The following is a 21,830-nucleotide window of genomic DNA, read 5'->3' on the forward strand; positions in this document are numbered from 1 at the left end:
CGTTAAAGCTACGGCTATCTTAAAGTGCGCGCGGGGAGATTCGAACTCCCACCCTATTACTCTGTTTGACAAGCTTATAGCCCATGTTTAACTCTTTGGTCACTGATCAGTTCACTTCACAATATTTACTGTGTATCCAATGGACTCTATTTGACATTTATTGAATGTATAATGTAATAGAATATGGTTCTATAATTTATTACATGTGGCGAAGTGATTCTAAAACCACATATCCTGATAACTACTATGCTCCAAATAAGGTTTTACCAGGTGGTGGGCCATCATAACCAAGCTTAATAGGGGCGTAATCCAAATCCCAAAATAACCTGTATTGCTCTTCTGGGTAAGTTTGTTTGGTTTGTGATATAGCAAAGTCCTTAAACTCGTAGTAATAACCCTCTTTTAACTCCTTTAAGCAGTTATTTAAGTAGCCATCTAAATCATCATCCCCTTCTTGCCAATCTTCATCAACTTCATGTATGATTATATCTTCTATAAGCAGTTCAGAGTCATCTGTTAGATCGTCTTGCAGCCTGTGATAGTAATAAGCTCTTGATTCAGTTGGATGTAGTCCATCAATTGTACAGATATAATACCATTGCGTTAGTCCATCCCTTGAATATCCAATATCAACTTCCCAAACCCTTAGAACTGGTTTTACACAGTCTTTTATACTTTCGTTATAGGATTGCCAAAATTCATCTTCTGTCATTTAGTAGTGTTGTTAGCTGTTGAAGAACTTACTAGTAGCATCAAGGACTATTCTCTAATGCTGTTCTTTATGATTAGCTAAATTTATAAAGATATTCTTTATGCACCATATAAGGTGTTATATTTTAAGGTGTAATAATAAAGTAAGATATCTATCAACTTTCGCTTATGAAGAGCGAAGAAGAGATACTGAAAGCTATAGGGCATAGACTGAAGGCAATTAGAATCGAGAAGGGTTATAGTAGCTACGAATCTTTTGCGTTGGATCACGAGTTAGGAAGGATGCAATACTGGCGACTAGAGAAAGGTGAAGCCAACCTAACTATGCGATCACTGCTTAAAGTTTTGGCTATTCATCAGATGACGTTGCAGGAGTTCTTCTCTGATGGTTTTGACGATTAGTAGCTTTATTTAAACCACACTACAATCCCTACCAATTGGGGATGTTTAAAGCTAGTAAAAAGTGTGTAAACCTATGGTTATCAGCTAAAATAAGTAAAAAATCACTAGGAAATGTGGTCGAAAAAGCGTTCTTTTGCAAGGCCTTTAGGGCTTAAAAAGTGGACCCAGCCCTGTCTATGCTTTTTTTAGGGATCCTTGCTGAATATGCTTCTAAGCTCCTTCTAAATTATCATACCAGCTACATGTGTAATCTTAATTAGAAGATACAGATATAGCCTTAAGCTACATCCTGAATTAGCTCTCATTAAACCACATAACAATAGATGAGATCCAAGTAGATCAACGTTTCAAGATAGGTTATAAATTATTGGTAGCTCTGCTATCCTGGTAGTGTAACAAGGTGACTTGTAATCAGATTTCAATATCCAGCTCTTACTGACACCTTGTGCAGCCACCTGTACCTTGTTCCTTCCAAATCTATCAGTCAACCCATCTATCACCTGCATCAGGTTACTATGCTTCTCTCTGTCTACTGTATCAAGTAGATCAAACTGTATCTGATGTTCAGGTACAATCTCAGTTACGATCACCCCACTCTTCTTATACCAGTAGTGTGGTTTAAAAATCGCTTTAAGCGCCATTGTAGCATAGTGTATCAGTTCTATGTCTGAATTAGTGGCTACTGGCATGCAAATGGTCTTGCTGTTGTAGTATTGTCTATCGTTCTCAGAGAAGGGGTTGGTCTGTACAAACACAGTTACAAGTTTAGCGCAGCTCTTCTGGTTTCTAAGCTTTCTGGCACACTTAGCTGCATAGCTGGCTGTGGCTTCCAGTACATCATTAAATGTTGTAAGCTTCTTGCCAAAGCTTCTGGAGGTACAGATGCCTTTCTTGGGAGGTGCTACCTCATCAAGCTCCAAGCATGACTCACCACGCAGCTCTTTATGCAGCCTCACACCTACCACTGTCATGTGCTTTCTAATCCAGTTCTCTGAAGCATTCGTAAAATCCAGTGCAGTATTGATGTGGTGGTTTTTAAGGAACTTCGCATACTGCCTGCCTACGCCCCATACATCTTCGATCTTCGTTACCTCTAGCGCTTTCTGAATGTGATAGGGCTCTGTCAAGACCAACACACCATTCGCTTTAGCAGACTTCTTAGCCAGTTTGTTCGCTACCTTTGCCAGCGCTTTGGTAGGTGCTACGCCAAGGCTTACTGGGATACCAGTACAGCGCCAGACCTTTCTTTTGATCTCTCTTGCATAGCTTTTGAGATCAAGGTCGTAGAAGTTACCCAGATCCAGAAAACACTCGTCAATAGAATATACTTCTACGTTTGGAGTGAATAGCGATAGTGTCTCCATAACTCGATCAGACATGTCTCCATACAGCACATAGTTGGATGAGAAGGCATATAGCTGGTTGTGCTCCACCAAGTTTCTGATCTTGAAGAAGGGCTCACCCATCTGGATGCCTAATGCCTTTGCCTCGTTACTTCTGGCGATAACGCAGCCATCGTTGTTGCTTAGCACTACTACTGGCTTTCCATTCAATGATGGATTAAATACACGCTCGCAAGAGGCATAAAAGTTATTGCAATCGCACAGGCCAAATAAAGTGGTCATAGCTTTACTGGTTTATGGATGATCCAGATAACAACTCCCCAGACACGCATGTCCATGTCTTCAGTAATTTCGATAGGTTTGTAAGCTGGGTTGGCTGGATAGAGGTATAGTTTATTATTGATCTTTCTGAAGGTCTTTACAGTGAAGCTTCCATCCAAAAAGCAGACTACAGATTGCCCATCAACTGGGTCGAGGTCTTTATCAATAACGAGTAGATCCCCTTCATTTATGTTTGCATCTTTCATCGAGTCGCCTCTGACACGCATCATAAAGGTAGATTTAGGGCTTTGAACTAAATACTTACCCAGATCAATTTTATCTTCTAGGTAATCGTCAGCAGGTGAAGGAAACCCAGCAGAAATGTAGGAGGCAAACAAAGGTAGAGTTATGGCTTCTACAACTTCGAAATCTAATACTTCTAAAGCATGTGAAGCAATAGGTATGACTTTGGCATTGCTCATAACAGCAGTTATTATAAAATTAAACTAAATTGATTAGCAATTACGTGCAAAAGATTAGAAAGTGCTAATATTATTAGTTTAATTTTGTTCAATTGCCATTATAGTTGCTTTCTTGCTCACGACTATTTGTTACATTCGCATCTTTAAATGGACATATTATATCTAAACTGCATAGACCATTGGAAACAACTTCAGACTTCTGGCAGAACGCCTTTACTCAAATCAGTACACTTTTAAGCACCATCGTAGGAGCTTGTCTAGTGTGGTTCTTTGCAAGAAGATCTGAGAAAGATAAGATAATCCATGAAGATAAGAAGCAGCTTAAAAAGGTATTGTTTTATCTACTTGAGATTCGTATCAGACTGATAGAATCTCAACGATATGATGAATTTGTTAACTTCTATGTAGAGTGGGTAAGAGAGAGACTTCCCATTGACGCTGAAATAATGCCAAAGGAAGCTTGGGAGTCATTAGCTAAACCTTTTGAAGCTATAAAAGAAAGAGTTATAGGGATTAAGTTTAATGACGAAAGCGATAAACTACTAAGCCAGCAATTCAACCAGACAGTTCACAGTCTAGCTGAAGTTGATCCCTTGCTAGCATATAGACTAAGTGATAAGCAGAATCTCAAAGGATATATTGAAAGCTTGTCTAAGGGCGAGATATTCACAGATACAGCATACTCAGAGTTGGAAGACGATTACAATGAAGTGGAGAAATCGAAAGCCCTAAAGCATATTGAGACGAAGTTTATGAAGGAGGCTACTGGCGAGATTGATTCTATAATTATTGATGTAGCTAAGTCTGTAGATTTCAAAACTTTACAGCAGGTACAGGATAAACTGTCTCCAATAGATAGTAGTGCGAGGCGTTTAGAACTACATCAAACTTTCGAAAAGTACTTTGATGGGGTAGGTAACCACATTACAGAGAGTTGAGTACTTCTGGTACGTTGTTTAAAGGTGAGTTGATCAATGGAGATATAGGGTATGCTTTCATAGTATCAGTCTTATAGGGCTTTAACAGCGTAAGTAAATCCTCTTGTGTTTCATGGCTATCAAGCCACAGCTCTTCAGCCTCTGGTGATAATATGACTGGCATACGATCATGGATAGGCTTCACCAACTCGTTAGCTTCTGTTGTAATGATGGTATAGGTGTGCAGTACTTCTCCTGTGCTTTTATCCAGCCACTCATCCCACAAACCAGCAAACGAGAACAATTCCTCGTTCTTCAGCAATATCCTGTAAGGCATCTTACCCTGTTCAGTGACCTGCCACTCGTAAAACCCATCAGCTGGCACCAGGCAGCGCTTTGATTTGAGCAGGTTCCTGAAGGATGGCTTCTCTGCCAGCGTTTCTGCCCTGGCATTGATAGAACGCTTCACAGTCTTTGCATCCTTTGCCCAGAAGGGCTGCAGGCCCCAGGAGAAGTACTGCACTTCATCTGGATGGTCATTAGTAACCACAGGTAGGCTTTGAGATGGCGCAGCGTTATAATTCGCTTCCTGTATGTGGTTTTCGAGAAGTTTGGAAACACGCGATTTACCCTTTGCCTTAGGAATAACTGAATATCTACCACACATGGTGCTGAACTGGTTGTTACAATCCTTCTACGAGCTTAAAAGCACAATGAGTCATAAATATGCGAAGCATAAACAAGATCAACTCTGCTACGTCTATAGACTGATATAATCTTAATCAGCATATCATGACAAAAAGAAATCTCCTCTACCAAGTATTCATAGTCCTGTTCCTGCTAAGTTGTAAGGAAACAGAAGTAGCGCCACAGCAGTCAGCAGCTCTTGATGGGGAGCATCTGCTACTAGGCAATCCAAGTAGTGCGACGAGTGATGAAGATAACTTCAATAATTATCTGATAGAAAGACCACAATATGCACTGTCTTATAGTCGCGACAGGGGGACACCTAACTGGGTGAGCTGGTATGTGAGCAAGGGCTGGCTGGGTACTGCTGACAGACAGGATGACTTCAGAGCTGACCAGAGTCTTCCTGCAGATTGGTATAAAGTGACTGCTTCAAGTTATACAGGTAGTGGTTTTGACAGAGGCCATAACACACCATCTGCAGACAGGACCAGGACTATAGAAGATAACTCTGCGACCTTCCTAATGACCAACATGATCCCACAGGCCCCTAATCACAATCGTCAGACTTGGGCCAATCTGGAAGATTACACACGTGATTTGGTAGATGATGGAATGGAAGTGTATGTGATGATGGGAAGCTATGGTAGTGGTGGTACTGGCAGCAATGGCTTGGCCCACACCATAGATCAGGGAAGGGTGGCAGTTCCTAATCGTATCTGGAAAGTATTGGTTATACTTCCTGATGGAGATAATGATCTGAGCAGGATAAGCTCCAACACAAGGGTGATAGCCATAGACACACCTAACAATAACAGCATCAGTTCTGACTGGGGAGCTTATCGTACTACAGTAGATGCGATAGAGACTGCCACTGGCTATGATCTTCTATCCAGTTTAGCTACAGAACTGCAAGAGACGTTGGAGAGACAGACTGACAGGGGGCCAACTAGGTAATTATTATTTATAATGTTGGTGTTGCCTTATGAGAAAGCTAAAGTATTACTCTAAGGTCCTTTTAAGAAGCTTAACAACATGTAAAGCCCCTTGCTTTAAGTAGTGATGAAAATCTACTCTAAGGGATAGGAGTATGGTAAATAGCTGACATTATTTGAGAATATAAAATGTGTTGATGTTGGAATATATTTAATTCCATATATTGTAATCTGAAAACAATCTTACTTCTTATAATCAATGAGTACACCCTTTTCTGCTGGCCCACAGGGTTTAGGTTATTATTATCAAGCAAGACATGCTCTTTATGCAATAATACAAGATGAAAGGGAAGAAGTATCTATCATTATTGAGGGTCTTGATGATGTTGTTACTCAGCATTCAGGTGGTATGACTTTAGATCAGTTAAAGCATCATATCAATAGGACAGCAACATTAACCCTAAGCAGTCCTGATATTTGGAAGACTATTAGAGTGTGGAGCAATGGTTTAAGCGAAAATAGATGGAATCCATCTACAGTAGTTCTGCATTTAATTACTACTGCTTTTATTCCTACAAACTCTGAAGTTGCCTACCTTAGTAATGGTCATCAAAGGGATATCAAAAAGGCCCATGTTGCGCTGTTAGGGGTTGCAAACAATTCTAGTAATCAAGCTCTCGTGAGTTCATTTGATGCTTTCAAAGCGTTGAGTAAAGTACAACAACTGAGCCTTTTAGAGGCAATGTTTATATTTGATCAGTCCCCTACTATCGCAGAGCTTCCACTACTTATTAAAAAGAAAATTAGATGGGGAATACGTTCAGAACATTTAGATTCTGTATATGAGAGACTGGAAGGTTGGTGGTTTGATAAAGTAGTAGATCGTCTATTAGGGAACAATGGGAGTGAGATTACTCAATTAGATGTAATCGATAAAGTTCATGCAATCAATGAACAGTTCAAGATAAACAGTCTGCCAATTGATTACGAGAATTCAGAACCAGACGAAGAATATATCTTAGCCCAAGATGAGCGTTTATTTGTTCATCAACTTAATCTTTTAAAGGTTAATACTCAAAGAATTAGGCAATGTATATCTGATTATTATAAAGCTTTTGAGCAGCGTGCTCGTTGGGTGAGAGAAGACCTATTAATAGATAATGAGCTAGAAGAATATGAAATAAGACTAGTTAGGGAATGGAAAAGGTATGTTGCAATACTTGAGGATGAACTCAGCCCAGTTAGTGATGAGGATATGATTGCCTTTGGGAAAAAGATGCTATTAAACTTTGAGACAGTAGATATACCTATACGCAAGGAGATGCCATTAGGTCATGAGTATGTAATGAGAGGTAGTTATCAAATCCTTGCTGACCTTAAACCTCCACGCATTTATTGGCATCCCAAGTGTTTAGAAAAGCTCGATGATCTTATAGCTCAGTTAAAATGATACAATGGAAGGAGCGCCCTGTTGAGGTTGCTAATTTATTAAATCCTGCTTTTTGTGCATTATTGCTTAGGCAGGCTGCTTTAGGTTATCAAAAGCAGATAGAGCAAGGAATAGATTTGCCCTTACTTTTTCTTGTACTACCTCTAGTTCTACATAAGACTACACGAGAATCACTTCCTAAAACCTCAGTTACAAGACTACATGTTTGGGTTCAGCAGCATCAAGAGGTACGAGTAGGATTGACACAAAGAACTAATGCATTGCAGCCTTATACGCGTGAATCTATTATCTATGCAATGCAACGAAATGCTTTATCCATTACGACTGAAGGAGGTATTATCGCCCCTAAGATGAAGAAGAGTAATGTTGATAGCCTTGTTGATACTGAAGCATCTCAGTGTCTTGATAAAGCTTTATTCTTAGGACGATGGTTCGCTTCTGCAGGTAGCACCGTGTCAGTTATGAGTATGTTTGGCCTTCGTATATAATTCTGTTATGAGTTTTCAAATCAAAACAATAGCCCTTTATAATGCTGCTGGCGATATAAGGACCTTAGACTTTAAGATAGGTGGTGTAAACATTATCACTGGTAAGTCTAGAACAGGTAAGTCATCAATTATAGAAATATTAGATTACTGTTTAGGTCGTTCTACATTTAATGTATTCGAAGGTGTCAATCGAGGGATAGTAACTTGGTACGCTGTAATTCTTCAAATTGGAGATATGCAGGCTCTAATAGCTAAACCTGCACCAGAAGGACTTGCTACTTCTCAAAGTAAGGTGTACTGGGAAACTGGATCAAATGTAAATCTGCCTGAACTAAAGAACCTTGAACCAAACTCGAATGATGACGCAGTTGTTGCTAATTTATCAGGCTTATTAGGGCTAGGTTTAAACAAAACTGTGATAGCTGAAGGGCGAACTACAACTCCTTTTGAAGCTACCCTTAAGCATACGAAGTTCTATCTTTTTCAAGAGCAGAACTTAATAGCAAATAAACGCCAGCTATTCTGGAGACAGGCAGATCCTTTTATGTCTCAGTCTATTAAGGACACGCTTCCATACTTTTTAGGAGCAATCCAAGAGGATCGATTACTTCTCGAACATGAGTTAAAGGAACTATCACGTTCTTTACGCCAATTACAACAAAAGCAAAGAGAAGCACTAGCGGTAGTTAGTGAAAAAACTCAAGGAGCACGTACACTTATTGCAGAGGCACAAGCTGCTGGCATCATTGATCCAGACACAGAAGTCAATGATGAGAACATGATAGAATTATTAAGGGGCATTGCTTCTTGGTCACCTAATCAGTTTACAGGACCTGATAGAGGTCGTTTAGAAGAAGAGCAAAAACAAATGCATAGCCTTCGAACTCAACTTAGGAAAAAAGCACAAGATATAGTTGAAGTTGAGAACTTTCAGAGAGAATCAAGCAACTTTAGTTATGAGGTAAAGGAACAGGTTGCACGTCTTGAAGTAGCTAATTTGTTCAATCACTCAAATTCGAATGAACAATATTGTCCTATATGTGAATCTAGTCTTGAGATACCAACACCTTCACTGGAACAACTCAACAACTCCTTAATTAAACTGCGGGCTAACCTTGAAAGTGTGCGTCATGAAAAACCTCGTGTTGATGAACACCTTATTAGATTGAGAAATGACCTAGAAGAAATACGCAGAGAATATAGGGCATCAGAAGAAAGATTTATAGCTCTAAATAAGGAGCAAGATACTTCACAACAATTTAGAGATGCCCAACTGATCGCAGCAAGGGTTGCTGGTCGCGCCAGTCTGTATATAGAAAGTATTAATACATTAGTAACAGATCAAGGTAAATCCTTGAATGATAAAATAGAGGCTCGAAAGCTTAAGATTAACCAAATATTAAAGGGGTTAGAGCTTGAAGAAATAGAGGATGTCATTACTTCTATATTAAGTATAGTTAGTTCCCAAATGACGAAATGGGCTGATCATCTTAATTTGGAGCATAAAGGTTTCCCTTATAGGCTTGATATTAAGAAGCTTACTGTAGTTGCAGATACTCCTGACCGTCCAATTGTAATGGAACGAATGGGTAGTGGTGAAAACCATCTTGGATGTCATCTAATTGCTTTACTATCTCTACATAAGTACTTTATTTCAAAAAAACGCCCTGTTCCTAGTTTTATAGTACTTGATCAGCCAACACAAGTTTACTTCCCATCAAGTGTAACTTATAAGGCTCTAGATGGAACCAATAAGGACTTAGGAACGCAAGGGGCTGATGAGCTTGCTGTTCGACGTATGTTTGAACTATTGTTTGATGTATGCGATGACCTTTTTCCTAACTTCCAAATAATTGTAACTGAGCATGCGAATTTGGATGATGAGAGGTTTCAAGAGGCGCTTGTTGAAGATCCTTGGACAGATGGTAAAGCATTAATTCCAGAGAGTTGGCTAACAAGCTAATTTACTCATAGGTTAGATTCATTAGGTAATAGTAACTATAAGTAGGGAATAGCACGTAAATGGCACTATTCCCTCTTAATCTTACTTCAGTTATTTAGATTAGCTAAGTTTTGTCAGTGGTTTTATAACAAAGGAAAACCATCTCATAGAACAACGACAAAGAAATTAAGCATAATCAGCTTATATACCAGCTGGAGGCATGGCCTTGTACTGCTCCTTGTATCTGGAATGCAAAGTCCAGAGCATTAGCAGAGCGATCAAGAAACTGATCAATGTATGTAGATTTGTTAGCCCCAGTCAGAAGGTTGTAAAGTCTCCACAGACTAATGTTCCCATCTTCCTGCTTGCAAAAGTTGGGGTCCTTGTAGTAGTCCCTGCAGACAGCAGTTAATTGGGAGTCTCCATACAATAATGGAGGAATCTGCTTCTTCTCTTCAGATGGAAGGTGCTGGTACATTCTGCAGCGCCCAAGCAGCTGTGCGAATTGCTGCTCTGTGATGGAGTGCTCAGTTAAAGTCTGCATCTGTTTAAGGTGCTGGTGTTGATCATAAAAGTTTAAAAGCCGATGAATACCTGATTGAAGTTGATCCACATGGCTCACTTTAAGATCAGCCAAATAACCATCTGTTCTCACACATAGGTTCGTGCATACAAGGTTATTAAAACCAATAAACACCTTGAAGTGCTCAGCAGCTCCCTTTTTGTTATAAAGGTTGTCCAAGTTGTAAGCCTTCACGCCCCCAATGGTTAAGGTAAGCTGGTTGCCATCTATTGTGTTCACGACAGATGGGATCTCCAAAAGAAACATCATGCGTTCATAGTATAAAGTCCTTTCCCAATCCAACAGTTGATTTGCAGACTTATCCTTAGCCTCTGGAATCCTGCCCTTGATGGGGTGACTACACCTGATCTGAGGTGGTAGAATCTGCTCCCCTCTAAAGATAGTGGAGGCAGCTTCCTGAGTCGCCTGAATAAAGTCAGCCTGGCTGATTAGTGGCTCGTTGTCCTTTACATAAACTGGAATAATATGATCCTGATGCAACTCTGACAAAGCGATTGACAAAGTATTAGCCTCTATAAAAGAAGAAGAGACAGAAGTAGTTGCTTCTGTCTCGTTGTTGTTGCTAATTGTAAGCCTAGGCTCTGAATGGGGTGTAACCCTGATAAGTGAATGTCTCATGTTAATTAAGTTTGTGGTTGATTTACAATGATTGCGATGCTGCTAGGGGATAGAAGCCAAGCATGGCAACTACCCCTCCCATCTTGCTGCAGCGAATGGTCGTGGCTACGTTCTTTCAGTAGTTTTTTAGTTAGCAGGAGAAACTATCTCACAGAACAATGCCAAAGAAATTCAGCATAACTCCTTTAATCCTATTTGAATCTTGTTAGCACAAAGTAATATGGTGGCTTAAGTCGAAAGAATTGGTGAGGATATAGCTTGCCTTCTATAAAATATAGGATAAGACCTGATCCCCAGCTCAATACTTTGTCTACCTGCCTTATCTGACCTGCTCTTATGGCTCTGACAGGTTTGATGCATTCTACATCAAAAGGGCAGTAATACCTCTGAAGTTTATACTTGGATAAGAACAGGCAGCTGTCATCGAACCTGCTGGGCTCTGGGCTAAGCAGATGTTTTGTAATCATGTTCCTTGTGTAATTGTAAGGGGATAAACAAAAGAGGTAGCTCGTAATGGCTACCTCTGTCATGGCGCTAAGCTGCTGCCTTCATGCCAAACACTTCCTGCTCCATCGTTCTTTCCACAGGATCATAATAGTAGGTGTGAGCCAGGCTGATGATCTCATCAGTACCAGGAATGTGATAATCGTAAGGATCACACTGCATCTTCTCAATCTGACCAGGCAATGTCTTTCCAATAAGAGTTTCACAGATTACATCGTTGAACGTGCAGGAGATAGAGCACTTTTTAGCAGTTGCATAGAATCTTCCTGACTCTTTGGATTGAATCAGTTCAATTTCACCCTGCAGAATTAAAGCGTTAAATTCTCTGCCATCCTCAGAATTACGCTTTTTCCAATCTACAATTGTTACCATGAGTAGTTATAATTTAAAGGTTTTAACAGCGAGAGACCCAGTGCCAATCGCAAGGTTAGGCTAGGGGGCAGACTTTTATTATATGTTGCGAGCGCAGGGGTGGGGGTAAAAAAAAATTATAAAAAATAGGTAGAATAGTTTCTGGCTTGAAACCAATTCTATAACTATTTGGAAAGATTTAAATGGGCAGTTTCTAGTTAGTATCTCAACATATATATACTTTTATATAAGTATCTACATGAAATCAGTATGGCTCAAGAAGACACAAACCACTTCATTTTACATAATCTTTATCCTGATATTAACTCGATCTTAAGTAAGCGAACAGTTAAACCCAAAGAAATTTCTGAGGGAGCTCTGTTTGTAATGGATACTAACTCTCTGCTTGCACCATATAATACAGGCAAGAAAGATATAGAGGAAATTAAAAAGGTTTACAAGAAGCTCATAAAAGAACAAAGACTTTATATACCAGCTCATGTATTAAGGGAGTTTGCTAGAAACAGATCAAACAGAATTAGTGATCTTTATACAAATATTGATAATGCCCTATCAAGTATCCCTACAGTAAAGAAGATAGAGTATCCAATACTAGGTGAATTAGGAGCATATAAAGAGGTAAACAAGATTGCTGAAGAAATTAAGAAGCATCTTAATGAATATAGGAAGAACTTAGATCAGTTAAAGTCTGACATAACTAACTGGAACTGGTCTGATCCAGTTACTTCGTTGTATTCAGATACATTTAGTGAAGACATTGTAATTAGCACTAAAATTGAAGAACCTGAGCTAGTAAAACAGTTTAACTTTAGAACCAAGCATAGCATTCCACCTGGCAATAAGGACAAAAGTAAAGGAGAGAATGCAATTGGGGATCTAATTATTTGGTTAAGTATATTGGAGCTTGGGCTTGATAAGCAGAAGGATGTAATATTTGTATCAAATGACGAAAAGAACGACTGGATGGTTAAAGGAAACAGTAAAGCTATTTCTACAAGATTTGAATTAGTAGATGAGTTTTACAGATATACCAAAGGTGCGAACTTTATAAGTATAACATTTTCAGACTTTCTTGAGTCACAAGGCTTAGCAGATATAAAGTTCAAAGAGACTCAAAGTGCTCACTTGAGGTTTAATATCCCTCCTCCAAAAACTATTAGGTCCAGAAAGTTACAAATTAACGTTCTAGAAGATATTATTAAATCTATCCTTTATTACTTACCCTTCTCTTCAGATGTTGATGCCTACATAGAGGACGAGTCCTTAGATTACAATATAGACCTGTTTTTAAGCACAGTTAGTGATGAGAATGCATCTACTTTTGGCCAACATGGCCCATCAATAAAATCGTTTCTTAATACATTTAAAGCGATGTTACTAGAGTTAAAGTCACTAAATTATGAAGTTAAGTACGAAGCAATAAGACAGAAGAGAGATACTACACTACAGCAAACAAAGTTAAAAGCAGTGGCTCAGACCATTATTGACGATTACAATTACTTTCTAGTAGTTTTTGGGGATCTACTGTCGAAAGACGATTAATTCAAGTATCCATAAGTTTATATTGTTGCAATCTGAATCTTGATTAAAGCTATATTAATACAATGTGTGTGGTTTAAAAGAAACTCAAATTTAAAGAAATACTAGGCTGATAAACAGTGTTACAGTTTTACTCAAGCACTTTTTAAACCACATCAATGGAGGTATTACAGTAGCTCGACTTTAGCAAATGTCTTTAAAGATGTAATATAAAAATAGCTATACTACTTAAACTAGTTATACTTTAAAGTCCTTTTGTCTAAGCAGTATAGCTAGTATAGTTATTTATTGTAGTTCTGTGAATCAGTCAATCTGTAAATTCCTCTTTTGGGTGTCACTTTACCAGAATCTATCAACTTTTTGATCGCTGTATGCATAGTGCCTTTGGACATTATAGCAGTATTCACTAGGCCATCTATAAGTGTCTGAGTTTTAACACCTTCAGGTTTCATGTTATTCTTTATAAACTGTAAAACCTCCCTCTGGTTAGTGTCATCCTGTCTTCTATCATAGCCTTCAGTCAATTCTATTTCTGAGGTTTTCTCACCAGCTTCAAGCCAACCATTGCTATTTAGTGTGAAGGTTAAGACAGCGTCCTCTGCCTCAGCTTTGTACCTGAAGGCTACTTCCTTAATATAGCGCACACCGCCTCGTGATTTGTTAATGCCTATAGCGAAGTCAGCCTCTTGTATAATCACCCTGCTCCCTGCTAAACTCGCCATGTCCAAAGGTTTGCCAGCCTGTTTAGCTGTGTGGTGAATCACCATCAAAGTGATGTCATTCTCCTTGGCGAGCTCATGTAACCTACGCATAAGCTCACTTGCAACTTTACTCTTCTCAATAGCTTCACCACTTAAACGTGTTAAGGAGTCTATAAAGACTATTTCAGGCTTGTTGTCTTTGATAATCTTATCCAGGATGTTCCATTCTTTTTCACCTGCCATATAAAGAGGCATATCGTGATTAACAATTAGGTAGTTGCTTTTCCAGTCTTCCCCCTCTTTCTCAGAAATGACTTTGGCTTGTTTGACATTTCTAGACAATCTCCTGAGGTAGTGTTCTTCAAGGGATATGAATAGCACCTTCGATGGGGGTGTGGTTTTCAATAAACTGCTTCCTAGGAAAGTGTCTAGTCCTGCAGCTAACGACATTCCCAGGTTTTCGCAAAGTGTAGTTTTGCCACTCTTGCTCTGTCCAAAGATAAAACCAACTCCCTTCTTATTGATACCTGACCATAAGAATTCAGTTTCTGGTAGATCCTTAGCTGTTGCTATAGCCTCACTTAATGGTATTGCTTTGGGATTCTTCTTTGGTTTTGCAGTTTGTTCTCTATATACAGGATGTGGTTTTTGATCTTCAACTTGGTGTTTATTATCTAGGGTTAGTGCTTCCCCTTGGCTTAAGAGTTTTGCTGGTTCCAATACACTTTCTTGAAGTGCTGGCATTTGTATAGTATCGTTTTTCATGATTAACAGTGTGTAAATCTGACATAGGAGTAGCTAGGCAGTAGAAATGATCTTATCCATTGCTTAACCTTACTATCCTTGAAAGTTTGATGAAATCGAAAGAGGCTTCCTGCTCTGCTGCACTGGGAATGCACGATTTCTGCAGGAAGGGCTCAATCTGTATGTAGGTTCAAAATATTTTTTGCCTAACTGATTTTCTTAGCTGCTATTTCTCACTCCTTCTAGGTGTAAAGGGTTTAGGCACCACCTCTGTATAATAGATAAGGTTATTATCTATTAATAGTGAGAAGATTCCCTTCAATGCAGTATGAGACAAAAAGGTGTCTGGCTTGTTGATGTCGCCATCAAATGGTTCTAGATCACCATCTAAGAACCACCCTTTCTCTATGCTTTCTTGGCTTTGTTTATAACCTACGCTTATTATCCCTAGCCTCATCAGGTAGTTTAGGAAGTCCTCTTCAGAGAGATTGAATAGTGAGCCAGCATCAGAGATTGACAAAATCATACTGTAGCCTTCATTTAGTTCATACTGTCTTAATTGCTGCTTTTCTATAAGAAGCTCTTTATTATTAGTATCCATAATTTTTTAAGTTTTATATAGCTGCATGAACACCATACAGCAGGATTTACATTAAGAGTGATATTGCGCTATGTACACTCCTTCTGTAGCTGCAAGTTTGACAGGTATAAATCGAATAGATCTTAGGGTACCTTGCTATGTTTGCCTGTTGTCTTGCATTGCAAACATAGCAGGTGTTCAAGCCACCATCAAAGGGGGTGGGAATAGGTGTAGAGGAAGGTGTAGAGAGTAGAGAATTTAGTTAAAGCGTATAGGAACTTCCACTGGTACAAAGTGAACTGAAAACAGAAGAAGAAAAAAGTATAGAATATATCTTAGGTGTAGAGAGACACTTTCTTAATTATCTGATCTAGAGGCTGTAAAATAAACTGTGTCAAAGGATTAGGAGTATTACCTTTAACACAGTTGACATGGAAGAAAAAAACGAGCTGGATCTGGAAAAGATCAAGCGCCAGTTCCTGGAAGAGTTCCGGAGCGGCAAACCCACCTTTGGCAAAGATGGCGCACTTGGCCCCTTGTTAAAACACTTTTTAGAAGCCGCTTTGGACGCGGAGATGGACCTTCATCTGACAGATGAGCAACGCAAGCAAGGCAACCGGCGCAACGGAAAGGTGAGCAAACAAGTGCGTACAACAGACGGAGTGATTGAAGTGGAATCCTCCCGCGACCGCTCGGCTAGCTTTGAGCCGCAGATTATCCGCAAGCGGGAAACGGTGCTGGCCGAAAACCTGGAGCCCCGCATTCTAAGCATGTACGGCCTGGGCATGAGCCTTCGGGACATCTCGGCTCATCTGAAGGAGATGTACGACATGGACATCTCCCACGATACCTTAGCGGCCCTCACCGAAAAGATCGTTCCCCAGGTTAAGGAATGGCAGGCCCGGCCGCTGGATCCGCTCTACTGCATCGTCTGGCTGGACGCCATGCACTACAAGGTCAGGCAGGAAGGGCGCACCATCTCCAAAGCTGTCTACAACATTCTGGGCATTGACCGCCACGGCTACAAAGAGTTGCTGGGCGTGTATGTATCCGAAAGCGAAGGGGCTACTTTCTGGCTCTCGGTGCTCACTGACCTGCAACAGCGGGGCCTACAGGATATGCTCATTGCCTGCATCGACAACCTAAAGGGCTTTGCCGAAGCCATCGGCAGTGTTTTCCCGCAGGCTGAAGTACAAAGCTGTATTGTCCACCAGATCCGTAACAGTATCAAATATGTGGGCTCTAAGGATCAGAAGGATTTTATCAGGGACTTAAAGCCCGTGTACCGGGCAGAAACAAAAGAGCTGGCGGAGCTCAGGCTATTGGAGCTGGAAGAGAAGTGGGGCAAAAAGTACCCCAAGGTGCTCGAGAGCTGGCAGCGAAACTGGGAGAAGCTCTCAACGTACTTTAAGTACACTGAGCCGATTCGCCACCTGATCTACACCACCAACACGATAGAGGGTTTTCACCGCCAGGTCAGGAAGGTGACCAAAACCAAAGGAGCTTTCCCCTCAGACATGGCTCTGCTGAAGCTGATTTACCTCTCGCACCAGCATATCAGCAAAAAGTGGGTGATGCCACTGGCAAACTGGAGCCAGACGGCCCAGCAGCTATCGATCTGGTTTGGCGAGAGGATGCAACTGGACTTGAAGTGAGTCACACTTCAATAGTTTGGCCCTGTTGCCGTAAGGACTCAGCCAGAACAGCAAAAGGGCCAGTAAATTGAAATGAGGAATGACACAGTTTAAATTACACTCCCCTGATCTATAATATCAGTGCGTTCAGGGTCTTTACCAAGTCTTAGCTGGTTATTGCTAAATGAGCTACCATCCTTCATTTTAAAGCAAGATATAGCTATATCCCAGTGCCCTTGATTAGGTACCTGTTCTATTAGCTCCTGGAATTGGAGTTGGTGTATAAGGTATCTTAGTTTGCCATTACTAGCTTTCCAAATAATAGGGCTCTTGAGTGCCTTACCAAGGAAAATTTTAACTAAACTATCAGCAACAGACTTGACATTCTCTTGCTGTTTATCAAAGGGAGTCTTAGAAACTAAACCTGCTTTGATCAGTTCATGGGCAAAAGTGAATAACCTTGAAGTAGCTTCAGATTCACTTAACTGGCTGAAACCTATATAAGTAAAAGTTTGGGGTAAAGCAGGTTTAATTCTCTTTGCAGGTGCTGTTATATCTATTTGTGATGTGGTTTCAGAAAGGTTACTTAAAAGTCTGGTGTAACTTGTTCTAAGCTCTCTTTCAATAAAGTCAAGGGACTTGATTATAGAAGGGTATGAGTCAAAACTCTTACTCTCAGTTGCGTCATTTCTCAGTTGTTCTACTAATACAAGAATGTCAAGTAAGTATTCTCGTCCTTCAGACCTTGTACTGGTATTAAGTTTCACATCAATAATAGATAGAGTTTTCTTTTGCTCTTCAACCACTTTTTGTTTCATCATGGCTATTAAAGAAAACTGAATGATAGCAGGGTTGCCATACTCATCGTATCCAGAATAGGAGGCAATTTTATTAGCAAGATCTACATTGTGATCGGGTAATTCAGGTTTGGGAGTTAAGTAAAGCTTTTCCCATTCTTGTAATCCCTCTCTCCTAACTAATGATAAATAAAAGTTGAGCGCAACCATAAACACTTATTATCAGGCTACTTAATATTTTTATAATAAATTCCAGTTAATTTGAAATCGGCTTTTAAAGCAGGTGACACTTCTTCCAAGTAAACATAAGAAGTTGCTCTGTCAATCCCTCGTATTATAAACTTGGCATTTCTGTTGAATAATACCTCTTTCTCGGATTTGTTATTCGTGAGATTAGAGATGTCTCTAGCCAAACTACCTTGCTCTAGAGTTTTTATTTGCCAGACAACAGAGCTGTTTTTGTAATCTTCCTTAGCAGTAGATAAGAAGTATGGAAGCATAAATGTGCTGTTTGTTTTTCTTTCAAACCAAGACAATTCTTCATCAACATCAGCTACTTGTGATTCCATTCTGTAAACGAAACTAGAACCAAAAGCTGGGATTTTGTTGAGTACACAGTAAAGTCCGTCTGAAAAAAGAGCTATGTCATCTCTATTATGCTTATTCCCATCCCTTAAATCACCATTGACCCATCCTGAATAACTAGACGTGTAAGCAAGTAAAAAGAAAGCCTCCTGTTCAGTAAGGTTATAATCCTTCATGCCTTTTAAGTTTGCTTCAAACTTGGTGCTACCAGAGCGATAATCAATAAACCAAGGCATAAAGCCTCTTTGATAGCTGTATTCTAACCTCATTGATGGGTCACTCTCTAGTTTGTTATTGAGAATAAAAAGTTGATTTAAATCGATCATATTGTTTGATAAATATAGCTTAGGAATATGAAGAGCACATATCTTTGATATCAATCCCAACAGCCCATAGATTCAAACTGTAGAGATTCTTGTTTGCACCTAGGGCAATGCCAGAGCTCTTTCTCATCCAGATAGTTTGATGAAGGTATACTTGGATCTTGTTCGTTGAATGGCTGGTTTAGACTTACATTATAGAACTTTACCCTTTTCCTGCAGTTGGCCATTTAGAGTAGTTCTTACTGGAGTCTCTACCTACCACGATACCACAAGTATCGCAGTAGGCAGGTTCGCAGTAATACCCTGTTTCAAAGTAGCCAAAACCAATTCCTTGCATTATCTCGTCAGAGACTAATCCACAAGGGCAGATTGCTTTGATATTGCTTCCCATAATGCTTTGCTAAGCTCTCCTTTGAAGGCAGCATTAAGTATACTTTCTTTAAGTGCTCTGAGTGCTTTGAGTCTGGATTCTTGCTCCTTTAGTAGAGACTGTTGCTTCTTATTTAAAGAAGAAAGGTACCTTACAATATCCTCTTGAACTTCTAATGTTGGTAAAGGAATTAAGCTATTCATTATGTCTTTACCTGATATATTACCCTGATTAACTGAGCCAGTCTCAAACTCAAATACTTTATCTCTGAATAGACTAGTTTTAAGATAATAGTAAAGGAATTTTGTGGATGTATTTTGGTTTGGAGTTATAGCTCCAACTCTTTGGTTCAAGTAGAATTGACTTTTATCTATTATAGATACGAAGAGATAGTCTTTTTTACCTCTAGTACCAGTCATTGAGATTACTAAATCTCCGACATCAAGCTTACTCTTCTTATAATCGTCCTTTTCCTGAATAAATACTGGATTCTTGTCAAGATTAAGAACATTACCAATTCTAATAACTTGTAGCCCTTGACTGTCTGTGTTGAAATCACCACTTTTGAATGCATAACCATTCTTAAACTTTGAACAATAATGTAGTGGTTGGTTTTCGTACCTATCAGATAAGTCATTAAAAACGTTATTAAGAATACTATCAAGCAGGTGCTTAGTGTTAGTAAGGTTCTCTTCTAAGAGGATTATAGCCTTATCGACTTTCATCAATAACTTATCTAGTATTGCTACTATCTGTCGCTGTTCAGAAAGTTTAGGTATAGGAATCTCGTAATTAAGGAGAAAGTCTTTGGTAAGACGTTTCAAGCCTACTGCACCACTCATGTTATTCGCTCCCTCCATCCTAAAGCTAGAGGTACATAGGCTATAATAGAGGTACTCAGGTAGTAAAAAGTCTTTTGGCCTGAGAACGATGAACTCACTTGAACCAAAACCAATACCATTTACTAAGTCTTTTGCTACTCCTGCTTTACCATTCTCAAAACATGGAGTTACTTTGGCTAGCAGTACATCTTCATTCTTGAAGTATGTGTAGCCTTTATATACATCTTGTATTTTCTGTACTTGTGTAGGTTCAAAGCTAATCTTGTTTTCATTCAGGTCTGCCATAGGCACAAACGAAACATCAAGATCATTTACTCCTTTAACCTCTGATTTAGGGGGATTAATTGTACAAGCTTCACTCAATTTTACTTTATTCACCAGCATATCCCTCAATCAAAATGCTTTCAATCTCATTCAATAATTCCCCAATCAACTTATCATTTGCATTAAGTTTTGCCACTATATCGATAGGAGGTAAATGCTCTATACTTTGCTGTTTAGTTGGGTTCTTCGCAGAGAGATCATAGTCAACAATGTCTGCAACATTCACAAGCCAGCTGTTTTCAGAGGTAACACGAGTTGAATAAAGTTCTGCAAACTCCTTCATATGTTCAGTTGCTATTGGCTTGTTCTTAGTGAGTTTGTAAGGAGGATTCACTTCATAGTACCATATATCAGTTGTAGCACCAGTACGCTCAAAGAAGATAATATTGGTTTTTACATTACTGTAAGGAAGGAATATACCAGAAGGAAGGCTCACAATAGTGTGCAGGTTGAAGTTCTCGAGCAGTTCTTGCTTTACACCCTTAAAAGCATTGTTGGTTTGATATAAAACACCCTCAGGTACAATAATCGCTGCTTTACCACCCACTTTCAGACTCTTCATAAAGTGCTGGAGAAACAAAAGTTCTGTAGCGTTACTCTGAACAGGAAAATTCTGCTGTACTTGGCTTTTCTCTTTGCCACCAAAAGGAGGGTTTGCTAAAATTACAGAGTAGCGATCCTTTTCCTGTATGTCCCTGATGTTTAGTGTTAAGGTGTTTTGCTTGTATATGTTAGGACTATCCACCCCATGAAGAATCATGTTCATCACCCCCATTACATAAGCAAGTGGCGTTTTCTCATTACCATAGAAGGTATCAGACTGAAGTATTCTCCAATCATTCGTAGATAGCTTCGCACGCTTCTCAGGAGAGGTCATGTATTCGTAAGCCTCCACTAAGAAACCACAGCTACCTGCTGCACCATCGTATATGGTATCCCCAATCTGTGGGTCTACCACCTGCACCATAGCCTGAACTACAGTACGAGGGGTGTAGTATTCACCACTATTACCCCCATCACTGCCCATACCTTTTAGTAGGTTCTCATAGATGTGGCTTAGCTCAAACAGTTCTGTCTGGCTTTGGAAATTAAGGCTATCAATTATGTCTAGAACTTCACGTAATGTGTGACCACTAGCAATTCGATTGTCCAGGTATTCAAAGATAGCTCCTATCTTATAGCGTATACTTCTCAGGTCAGCTGTATTCGTCTTAAAGCCCTGTAGGTAAGGGAACAACTGTGTGTTTACGTAGTTTGTAAGGTCATCACCTGTTAGGGCTTTCTTTACATCTAGCTTCCCATCTTGATCTTTGGGACAAGCCCAAACGTACCAGCGATGTTCCTGGTCAATCACATATTCGTAAGTCCTGCCTTCCAGTTCAGCTTCAGTGTATTTGTTCTCCTCAAAGTCACTTAAAAACTTCAGAAACAGAATCCATGATATCTGCTCTGTATAGTGCATTGCACCACTTATCCCATCATCTCTTCGCAATATGTCTGTAATGCGATCAATCTTTGATTGTAAGCTACTCATGTTAATTTATATTCTCGTTTAAAAGGCTTTCATGAATTACAGGTACTACTTCATTCAAGCGTGGGTATATAAAGCTTTTATCAATATCCATCGACTCCCCACTGACGTCTCTTTTGTTCTTAATTCTACGTCTAACATAATCAGCCAAATCCTTTTTGATGT

At 39.5% G+C, this 21,830-nt stretch carries 20 protein-coding genes; 8 read left to right on the forward strand and 12 right to left on the reverse strand.

The features are described 5' to 3' along the window. Positions 1 to 244 precede the first annotated feature (244 nt). Positions 245 to 712, reverse strand: a complete 468-nt coding sequence (locus tag GSQ66_RS09520; protein WP_162427259.1) for a hypothetical protein — start codon at positions 710 to 712, stop codon at positions 245 to 247. Positions 713 to 879: 167 nt separating this feature from the next. Here GSQ66_RS09520 and GSQ66_RS09525 point away from each other — a divergent pair, with 167 nt between their 5' ends. Continuing rightward, positions 880 to 1,113 (forward strand): helix-turn-helix domain-containing protein, encoded by a 234-nt coding sequence (locus GSQ66_RS09525; protein ID WP_162427260.1) that lies wholly within the window; start codon positions 880 to 882, stop codon positions 1,111 to 1,113. A gap of 347 nt (positions 1,114 to 1,460) precedes the next feature. Here the strand turns inward: GSQ66_RS09525 and GSQ66_RS09530 are convergent, their stop codons facing one another. Beyond that, positions 1,461 to 2,738, reverse strand: coding sequence for a Y-family DNA polymerase (locus tag GSQ66_RS09530; protein ID WP_162427261.1), 1,278 nt, complete (start codon positions 2,736 to 2,738; stop codon positions 1,461 to 1,463). Next, the gene (locus tag GSQ66_RS09535) at positions 2,735 to 3,199 is read right to left on the reverse strand and encodes a LexA family protein (protein WP_162427262.1); all 465 of its coding nucleotides are present in this window, start codon (positions 3,197 to 3,199) and stop codon (positions 2,735 to 2,737) included. Before GSQ66_RS09535 ends, GSQ66_RS09530 begins: the two co-directional genes overlap by 4 nt. 179 nt (positions 3,200 to 3,378) lie before the next feature. Between GSQ66_RS09535 and GSQ66_RS09540 the strand changes: the two genes are divergently transcribed. Beyond that, a complete protein-coding gene (locus GSQ66_RS09540) occupies positions 3,379 to 4,137 on the forward strand; it encodes a hypothetical protein (RefSeq protein WP_162427263.1) in 759 nt (252 codons plus the stop codon). Here GSQ66_RS09540 and GSQ66_RS09545 read toward each other — a convergent pair. Next, positions 4,124 to 4,783 carry an SOS response-associated peptidase gene (locus GSQ66_RS09545; RefSeq protein WP_162427264.1) on the reverse strand — a complete coding sequence of 220 codons (660 nt, stop codon included), beginning with the start codon at positions 4,781 to 4,783 and terminating at the stop codon, positions 4,124 to 4,126. The genes GSQ66_RS09540 and GSQ66_RS09545 overlap by 14 nt on opposite strands. A 125-nt stretch (positions 4,784 to 4,908) precedes the next feature. On the opposite strand from GSQ66_RS09545, the gene GSQ66_RS09550 reads away from it, so the two are divergent. The 4 genes from GSQ66_RS09550 (at position 4,909) to GSQ66_RS09565 (ending at position 9,639) form a co-directional block, all read left to right on the forward strand. Further along, entirely contained in the window at positions 4,909 to 5,760 is an 852-nt protein-coding gene (locus tag GSQ66_RS09550; RefSeq protein ID WP_162427265.1) for a DNA/RNA non-specific endonuclease, read from the forward strand. Positions 5,761 to 5,997: 237 nt separating this feature from the next. After that, positions 5,998 to 7,188: an ABC-three component system protein gene (locus GSQ66_RS09555; protein WP_162427266.1), complete on the forward strand. Its 1,191-nt coding sequence runs from the start codon at positions 5,998 to 6,000 to the stop codon at positions 7,186 to 7,188. Continuing rightward, on the forward strand, positions 7,185 to 7,676 hold the full coding sequence (locus GSQ66_RS09560; protein ID WP_162427267.1) for a three component ABC system middle component: 492 nt from the start codon (positions 7,185 to 7,187) through the stop codon (positions 7,674 to 7,676). The genes GSQ66_RS09555 and GSQ66_RS09560 overlap by 4 nt, the downstream gene beginning before the upstream one ends. A 7-nt stretch (positions 7,677 to 7,683) precedes the next feature. After that, a complete protein-coding gene (locus GSQ66_RS09565; protein ID WP_162427268.1) occupies positions 7,684 to 9,639 on the forward strand; it encodes a DUF3732 domain-containing protein in 1,956 nt (651 codons plus the stop codon). A 175-nt stretch (positions 9,640 to 9,814) separates the two neighbouring features. Here GSQ66_RS09565 and GSQ66_RS09570 read toward each other — a convergent pair whose 3' ends face one another. Beyond that, positions 9,815 to 10,819 carry a DUF3871 family protein gene (locus GSQ66_RS09570; RefSeq protein WP_162427269.1) on the reverse strand — a complete coding sequence of 335 codons (1,005 nt, stop codon included), beginning with the start codon at positions 10,817 to 10,819 and terminating at the stop codon, positions 9,815 to 9,817. A gap of 534 nt (positions 10,820 to 11,353) precedes the next feature. Continuing rightward, positions 11,354 to 11,695, reverse strand: a complete 342-nt coding sequence (locus GSQ66_RS09575; RefSeq protein WP_162427270.1) for a hypothetical protein — start codon at positions 11,693 to 11,695, stop codon at positions 11,354 to 11,356. 249 nt (positions 11,696 to 11,944) lie between these two features. On the opposite strand from GSQ66_RS09575, the gene GSQ66_RS09580 reads away from it, so the two are divergent. Further along, the gene (locus GSQ66_RS09580; protein WP_162427271.1) at positions 11,945 to 13,237 is read left to right on the forward strand and encodes a PIN domain-containing protein; all 1,293 of its coding nucleotides are present in this window, start codon (positions 11,945 to 11,947) and stop codon (positions 13,235 to 13,237) included. 278 nt (positions 13,238 to 13,515) lie between these two features. Here GSQ66_RS09580 and GSQ66_RS09585 read toward each other — a convergent pair whose 3' ends face one another. Both GSQ66_RS09585 and GSQ66_RS09590 read right to left on the reverse strand, forming a co-directional pair. Next, positions 13,516 to 14,700 (reverse strand): AAA family ATPase, encoded by a 1,185-nt coding sequence (locus tag GSQ66_RS09585; RefSeq protein ID WP_162427272.1) that lies wholly within the window; start codon positions 14,698 to 14,700, stop codon positions 13,516 to 13,518. Positions 14,701 to 14,905: 205 nt separating this feature from the next. Continuing rightward, positions 14,906 to 15,280 (reverse strand): hypothetical protein, encoded by a 375-nt coding sequence (locus GSQ66_RS09590; RefSeq protein ID WP_162427273.1) that lies wholly within the window; start codon positions 15,278 to 15,280, stop codon positions 14,906 to 14,908. Positions 15,281 to 15,690: 410 nt separating this feature from the next. Here GSQ66_RS09590 and GSQ66_RS09595 point away from each other — a divergent pair, with 410 nt between their 5' ends. Further along, complete coding sequence (locus tag GSQ66_RS09595; protein ID WP_162426027.1) at positions 15,691 to 16,914, forward strand: IS256 family transposase; 1,224 nt, start codon at positions 15,691 to 15,693, stop codon at positions 16,912 to 16,914. An 89-nt stretch (positions 16,915 to 17,003) separates the two neighbouring features. Here the strand turns inward: GSQ66_RS09595 and GSQ66_RS09600 are convergent, their stop codons facing one another. The 4 genes from GSQ66_RS09600 to GSQ66_RS09615 all read right to left on the reverse strand — a co-directional run bounded on the left by GSQ66_RS09600 (position 17,004) and on the right by GSQ66_RS09615 (position 21,668). Further along, entirely contained in the window at positions 17,004 to 17,900 is an 897-nt protein-coding gene (locus GSQ66_RS09600) for a hypothetical protein (RefSeq protein ID WP_162427274.1), read from the reverse strand. A gap of 17 nt (positions 17,901 to 17,917) precedes the next feature. Further along, positions 17,918 to 18,601, reverse strand: a complete 684-nt coding sequence (locus tag GSQ66_RS09605; RefSeq protein ID WP_162427275.1) for an ADP-ribosyltransferase — start codon at positions 18,599 to 18,601, stop codon at positions 17,918 to 17,920. Between the two features lie 348 nt (positions 18,602 to 18,949). Then, positions 18,950 to 20,188 carry a restriction endonuclease subunit S gene (locus tag GSQ66_RS09610; RefSeq protein WP_162427276.1) on the reverse strand — a complete coding sequence of 413 codons (1,239 nt, stop codon included), beginning with the start codon at positions 20,186 to 20,188 and terminating at the stop codon, positions 18,950 to 18,952. After that, positions 20,181 to 21,668 carry a type I restriction-modification system subunit M gene (locus tag GSQ66_RS09615; protein WP_162427277.1) on the reverse strand — a complete coding sequence of 496 codons (1,488 nt, stop codon included), beginning with the start codon at positions 21,666 to 21,668 and terminating at the stop codon, positions 20,181 to 20,183. Before GSQ66_RS09615 ends, GSQ66_RS09610 begins: the two co-directional genes overlap by 8 nt. Between the last annotated feature and the right edge of the window lie 162 nt (positions 21,669 to 21,830).

Origin of the sequence: Pontibacter pudoricolor, from assembly GCF_010092985.1 — a bacterium.
Taxonomy (GTDB): domain Bacteria; phylum Bacteroidota; class Bacteroidia; order Cytophagales; family Hymenobacteraceae; genus Pontibacter; species Pontibacter pudoricolor.

Excerpts from the sequence above, each read along its gene's own strand:
- GSQ66_RS09520 (WP_162427259.1), bottom strand. The coding sequence starts at position 712 with ATGACAGAAGATGAATTTTGGCAATCCTATAACGAAAGTATAAAAGAC.
- GSQ66_RS09525 (WP_162427260.1), top strand. The coding sequence starts at position 880 with ATGAAGAGCGAAGAAGAGATACTGAAAGCTATAGGGCATAGACTGAAG.
- GSQ66_RS09530 (WP_162427261.1), bottom strand. The coding sequence starts at position 2,738 with ATGACCACTTTATTTGGCCTGTGCGATTGCAATAACTTTTATGCCTCT.
- GSQ66_RS09535 (WP_162427262.1), bottom strand. The coding sequence starts at position 3,199 with ATGAGCAATGCCAAAGTCATACCTATTGCTTCACATGCTTTAGAAGTA.
- GSQ66_RS09545 (WP_162427264.1), bottom strand. The coding sequence starts at position 4,783 with ATGTGTGGTAGATATTCAGTTATTCCTAAGGCAAAGGGTAAATCGCGT.
- GSQ66_RS09550 (WP_162427265.1), top strand. The coding sequence starts at position 4,909 with ATGACAAAAAGAAATCTCCTCTACCAAGTATTCATAGTCCTGTTCCTG.
- GSQ66_RS09555 (WP_162427266.1), top strand. The coding sequence starts at position 5,998 with ATGAGTACACCCTTTTCTGCTGGCCCACAGGGTTTAGGTTATTATTAT.
- GSQ66_RS09560 (WP_162427267.1), top strand. The coding sequence starts at position 7,185 with ATGATACAATGGAAGGAGCGCCCTGTTGAGGTTGCTAATTTATTAAAT.
- GSQ66_RS09565 (WP_162427268.1), top strand. The coding sequence starts at position 7,684 with ATGAGTTTTCAAATCAAAACAATAGCCCTTTATAATGCTGCTGGCGAT.
- GSQ66_RS09570 (WP_162427269.1), bottom strand. The coding sequence starts at position 10,819 with ATGAGACATTCACTTATCAGGGTTACACCCCATTCAGAGCCTAGGCTT.
- GSQ66_RS09575 (WP_162427270.1), bottom strand. The coding sequence starts at position 11,695 with ATGGTAACAATTGTAGATTGGAAAAAGCGTAATTCTGAGGATGGCAGA.
- GSQ66_RS09580 (WP_162427271.1), top strand. The coding sequence starts at position 11,945 with ATGGCTCAAGAAGACACAAACCACTTCATTTTACATAATCTTTATCCT.
- GSQ66_RS09585 (WP_162427272.1), bottom strand. The coding sequence starts at position 14,700 with ATGAAAAACGATACTATACAAATGCCAGCACTTCAAGAAAGTGTATTG.
- GSQ66_RS09590 (WP_162427273.1), bottom strand. The coding sequence starts at position 15,280 with ATGGATACTAATAATAAAGAGCTTCTTATAGAAAAGCAGCAATTAAGA.
- GSQ66_RS09595 (WP_162426027.1), top strand. The coding sequence starts at position 15,691 with ATGGAAGAAAAAAACGAGCTGGATCTGGAAAAGATCAAGCGCCAGTTC.
- GSQ66_RS09600 (WP_162427274.1), bottom strand. The coding sequence starts at position 17,900 with ATGGTTGCGCTCAACTTTTATTTATCATTAGTTAGGAGAGAGGGATTA.
- GSQ66_RS09605 (WP_162427275.1), bottom strand. The coding sequence starts at position 18,601 with ATGATCGATTTAAATCAACTTTTTATTCTCAATAACAAACTAGAGAGT.
- GSQ66_RS09615 (WP_162427277.1), bottom strand. The coding sequence starts at position 21,668 with ATGAGTAGCTTACAATCAAAGATTGATCGCATTACAGACATATTGCGA.